The organism is Streptomyces sp. NPDC007095 (assembly GCF_040634475.1).
In the GTDB taxonomy this organism is placed as follows: domain Bacteria; phylum Actinomycetota; class Actinomycetes; order Streptomycetales; family Streptomycetaceae; genus Streptomyces.
In genome coordinates this window covers 1-3,729 of sequence record NZ_JBEYFS010000446.1, presented here as the reverse complement: position 1 = coordinate 3,729, position 3,729 = coordinate 1, and the positions used below count along the sequence as shown (strand labels likewise).

The window sequence follows — 3,729 nt, the reverse complement described above, 5'->3', positions numbered from 1 at the left end:
CCCGGCACCCGGGTCACCGTGCTGATTCCCGAGGTCGAGCCGGACCGGCTGTGGCAGCGGCTGCTCCAGAACCAGCGGGGCGCGGTCGTCGCCCATGCGGTGCGCCGTGACACGGACGCGGTGATCTGCCGGCTGCGGTTCCGCATCTCCTGATGCGGCCGCCTCGACGGCCCGCACCTCGCCGGTGCGGGCCGATCGCGTCTTCAGGCGGCCGGGTGGATTAGTTCCCCCGGTGGACGTGTCGGGCGTAAGAGTTCCGTCAAAGGCGTACGGACTGCCGTAAGAGAGGTGTCAACGGCGGCCGAATCCGGCCACGGAGGCGCTTTCCTCTAACAGTCCGTTCGATCCGAACCTCATCTAGGAGTTCGCGATGGCCGATCTGGCCTTCGTCGTCACCACGATCGCGGTGTTCGCGCTGGTGGCCCTCGTCGCCAAGGGGGTGACGAAGCTGTGACCGCCGAGAACATCGTCGGCCTGGTCGTGGCCGTCGCCCTGCTGGGCTATCTCGTCCTCGCCCTGATCTTCCCGGAGAGGTTCTGAGAAGCGATATGAGTCCCGTTCTTGCCGGTTTGCTCCAGCTGCTCGCTCTGATAGTGGCACTGGGGCTCGCCTACGTCCCGCTCGGCGACTACATGGCCAAGGTCTACTCCTCGGACAAGCACCTGCGCGTCGAGAAGTGGATCTACAAGGGCATCGGCGCCAATCCGAACACGGAGATGCGCTGGCCCGCGTACCTGCGCGGTGTCCTCGCCTTCTCCGCGGTCAGCGTCCTCTTCCTCTACCTGCTGCAGCGCCTCCAGGGCCACCTGCCCGGCTCGCTCGGCTTTGCCGCCATCGACCCGGATCAGGCGTTCAACACCGCCGCGTCCTTCGTCACGAACACCAACTGGCAGTCGTACTACGGCGAGCAGGCCATGGGCCACGTCGTGCAGACCGCCGGTCTGGCGGTGCAGAACTTCGTCTCGGCCGCGGTCGGTATCGCGGTGGCCGTGGCGCTCGTACGGGGCTTCTCGCGCTCCCGCACCGGTGAGCTGGGCAACTTCTGGTCGGACCTGGTGCGCGGCACGATCCGCATCCTGCTGCCGCTCTCCGTCGTCGCCGCGATCGTGCTGGTGGCGTGCGGTGCGATCCAGAACTTCTCCGGGATTCACTCGGTGGGCCAGTTCATGGGCGGCTCGCAGCAGTGGAACGGCGGTGCGGTCGCCTCGCAGGAGGCCATCAAGGAGGTGGGCACCAACGGCGGCGGCTACTTCAACGCCAACAGCGCGCACCCCTTCGAGAACCCGACCCCGTTTACGAACCTGTTCGAGATCTTCCTGCTGCTGGTCATCCCGTTCGCGCTGACCCGCACTTTCGGCCGCATGGTCGGATCGATCAGGCAGGGCTACGCGATCCTCGCCACGATGGCCACGATCTGGCTCGGCTTCATCGCCCTGATGATGTGGACCGAGTTCGCCCACCACGGCCCCGCGTTCGACATCGCCGGCGGTGCGATGGAGGGCAAGGAGAACCGCTTCGGTGTCGGCGCCTCGTCGATCTTCGCGGTGTCGACCACCCTGACCTCGACGGGTGCGGTGGACTCCTTCCATTCCTCGTTCACGGGTCTGGGCGGGGGCATCACGATGCTGGGCATGCAGTTGGGTGAGATCGCGCCCGGTGGTACCGGCTCCGGTCTCTACGGCATGCTGATCATGGCGATCATCGCGGTGTTCATCGCGGGGCTCATGGTCGGCCGTACGCCTGAGTATCTGGGCAAGAAGATCGGCACCCGCGAGATCAAGTTCGCGGCCTGCTACATCCTCATCACCCCGGCGCTGGTGCTGATCTTCACCGCGGCGGCGATGGCCCTGCCCACCCCGGGCAACTCGATGACGAACTCGGGCGCGCACGGCTTCTCCGAGATCCTGTACGCCTACACCTCGGGCGCCAACAACAACGGCTCGGCCTTCGCGGGCCTGAACGCCGACACGCAGTGGTTCAACAGCACGATCGGCATCGCGATGCTGCTGGGCCGGTTCCTGCCGATGGTGTTCGTGCTGGCGCTGGCCGGTTCGCTCGCCGAGCAGAAGCCGGTCCCGGCCACCGCGGGCACCCTGCGCACCGAGAAGCCGCTGTTCACCGGCCTGTTGGTGGGCGCCATCCTGATCATCACCGGTCTGACCTACTTCCCGGCGCTCGCGCTGGGTCCGTTGGCCGAGGGGCTGGCGTCATGACCACACGTATAGACAACCAAGAGGACGCCGTGTCCACGACTACTCCCACTCGGGCGCCGCACAGTGATGTGCCGACCGGCCACAAGGACGAAGGCAAGGTCGGCGCCGGTCTGTTCGACCCCAAGCAGCTGATCAAGTCGCTGCCGGACGCCGTCCGCAAACTCGACCCGCGGGTGATGGTCAAGTCCCCCGTCATGTTCGTGGTCCTCGTGGGCTCGGTCCTGACGACGATCTTCTCCTTCAAGGACCCGGGTGACTGGTTCGGCTGGGCGATCAGCGCCTGGCTGTGGCTGACCGTGATCTTCGCCAACCTGGCGGAGGCGGTGGCCGAGGGCCGCGGCAAGGCGCAGGCGGACACGCTGCGCAAGGCCAAGACCGACACGGTGGCCCGTCGGCTCTCCTCGGATGGCAAGACCGAGGAGGAGGTTCCCGGTACCGAGTTGCGCGTCGGTGACCTGGTCGTCTGCGAGGCGGGTGACATCATCCCCGGCGACGGTGACGTCGTCGAGGGTGTGGCCTCGGTCGACGAGTCGGCGATCACCGGTGAGTCGGCTCCGGTCATCCGGGAGTCCGGCGGCGACCGCAGTGCTGTGACCGGCGGTACGAAGGTCCTCTCGGACCGGATCGTCATCAAGATCACGACGAAGCCCGGCGAGACCTTCATCGACCGGATGATCGCTCTGGTCGAGGGCGCGGCCCGGCAGAAGACGCCGAACGAGATCGCGCTGAACATCCTGCTCGCGTCGCTGACGATCGTGTTCCTGCTCGCGGTGGCGACCCTGCCGCCGTTCGCGGACTACGCGGGCACCCATCTCACGATGGTCGTGCTGGTGGCGCTGCTGGTCTGTCTGATCCCTACGACGATCGGCGCGCTGCTCTCGGCGATCGGTATCGCGGGCATGGACCGGCTGGTGCAGCGCAACGTCCTGGCCATGTCGGGCCGTGCGGTCGAGGCGGCGGGCGATGTGTCCACCCTGTTGCTGGACAAGACGGGCACCATCACGCTCGGCAACCGTCAGGCGTCGGAGTTCGTGCCGGTGACCGGGACGACCGAGGCCGAGGTGGCGGACGCGGCGCAGCTGTCGTCGCTGGCCGACGAGACGCCCGAGGGGCGTTCCATCGTCGTGCTGGCGAAGGAGAAGTACGGGCTGCGCGAGCGGCACCAGGGCGAGCTGGCGCACGCCGAGTGGATCGCCTTCACCGCCCAGACCCGTATGTCGGGTGTGGACGTCGACGGGCGCAAGATCCGCAAGGGCGCGGCCGGTTCGGTCATCACCTGGGTCCAGGAGCAGGGCGGCACGGTCTCCGAGGACGCCGACACCCTCGCCAACGGGATTTCGGAGGCCGGTGGTACCCCGCTTCTTGTCGCCATTGAGGATGGCGAAGGCGCTCGCGTCCTTGGCGTCATCCACCTGAAGGATGTCGTCAAGGAAGGCATGCGCGAGCGGTTCGACGAGCTGCGCCGGATGGGCATCAAGACCATCATGATCACGGGTGACAACCCGCTGACGGCCAA

At 67.1% G+C, this 3,729-nt stretch carries 3 protein-coding genes; all 3 read left to right on the top strand.

The window, feature by feature from the left end:
- Positions 1-450 precede the first annotated feature (450 nt).
- Positions 451-540, top strand: a complete 90-nt coding sequence (gene kdpF / locus ABZ656_RS56985; RefSeq protein WP_016434100.1) for a K(+)-transporting ATPase subunit F — start codon at positions 451-453, stop codon at positions 538-540.
- 8 nt (positions 541-548) lie between these two features.
- Positions 549-2,213, top strand: a complete 1,665-nt coding sequence (gene kdpA, locus ABZ656_RS56980) for a potassium-transporting ATPase subunit KdpA (RefSeq protein ID WP_101407724.1) — start codon at positions 549-551, stop codon at positions 2,211-2,213.
- The coding region (gene kdpB / locus ABZ656_RS56975) for a potassium-transporting ATPase subunit KdpB (protein WP_360280489.1) at positions 2,210-3,729 on the top strand (1,520 nt) is incomplete at its 3' end. The genes kdpA and kdpB, both read left to right, overlap by 4 nt.